Origin of the sequence: Mycobacterium sp. SMC-17 (assembly GCF_045310915.1) — a bacterium.
In the GTDB taxonomy this organism is placed as follows: domain Bacteria; phylum Actinomycetota; class Actinomycetes; order Mycobacteriales; family Mycobacteriaceae; genus Mycobacterium.
On record NZ_JBJIAK010000178.1, the window covers coordinates 1 to 1,059 of the forward strand.

2 protein-coding genes are annotated in these 1,059 nt (G+C 64.9%); both read right to left on the minus strand.

Annotated features, from left to right (window positions below; genetic code table 11):
• Window positions 1–316, minus strand: a 316-nt coding sequence (locus ACJH7A_RS30685; RefSeq protein ID WP_406803344.1) for a serine hydrolase domain-containing protein, incomplete at its 3' end; no start/stop codon positions are given.
• A 133-nt stretch (window positions 317–449) separates the two neighbouring features.
• Window positions 450–1,059, minus strand: a 610-nt coding sequence (locus ACJH7A_RS30690; RefSeq protein WP_406803345.1) for a TetR/AcrR family transcriptional regulator, incomplete at its 5' end; no start/stop codon positions are given.

Sequence of the window (1,059 nt, forward strand, 5' to 3'; positions counted from 1 at the left end):
CCTTGCGGTTACCGAGGTGCGGGATGTAGGTCTCGATCGGATCGTCGAGCCGGATGCGGCCGTCTTCGACCAGCAGCAGCGCCGCGCAGGAGGTGATCAGCTTGGTGTTGGAGAACACCCGGAAGATGTGGTCGGTGCGCAACGGGGTCTGCGCTTCCTTGTCGGCCCAGCCGACGCAGGACACGTCGACCAGCTCGCGCCCCACCATCACGGCGGACGAGATGCCGGACAGCAGATTGTTGTCGATGTAGCGCTGCATGGCGGCGCGCGCCGGCGCGAAATCGTAGCCGGTGGCCGTCACCTTCAGATCTTCCATGGTCGTTCCCCAGTTGTGCCGCAGCTTGTCTCGCGGTCGCTGTCAATCTCGCCGGACGGAATATCCAGATTGGGAATGCCGTCGCATGCCGTCACCGCTAACAACCAAACCGGACTTGTCTACGCAACCGGATTTATCCGGTGCGCTTGTTGTCCGTAGCTGCGGAGGCGCCAAGCTTGACGCCGGCGTTGGCCAGCAGCACGCGGGCGGCTTCCCTGGCCGCGCGAGCCATCGCCGGATCGTCGCGCACCAGGTCCTGCGCGATCGAGCCGTCGACCAGCAGCGTGAGCTGGGTCGCAAGCCCCTCCGCATCGGCGACGCCGAGCTGCTGCAGCAGATCGCGAAACCAGACCCGGCGGCTTTCCTTGAAGGCAACGGCAATGTCGCGGACGGTGTGGTCCTCGTCATCAGGTCCGAGCTCGGCCACCGCGTTCACGAACGGGCAGCCGCGAAAATCCTTTGCCGCGAAGCGCCGCTCCAATGAATCGAAGGTTGCAAGAATCTGCTCGGCCGGCGGCTTGTCGGACGGGCGGGGCTGCACGAAGCGGCGTTGCAGATAGGCCTCGATCAGCGCGTCCTTCGACGGGAAGTGGTTGTAAAGCGTGCGCTTGCTGATGCCGATCTCGGCCGCGATGGTGTCGACGCCGATGGCGCGAATGCCCTGCAGGTAGAACAGCTTGTCGGCGGTCTCGAGGATCCGCTCTTTCATGGTCTGTTTGGGAGGCGGGGAAGCCATGCGCCGG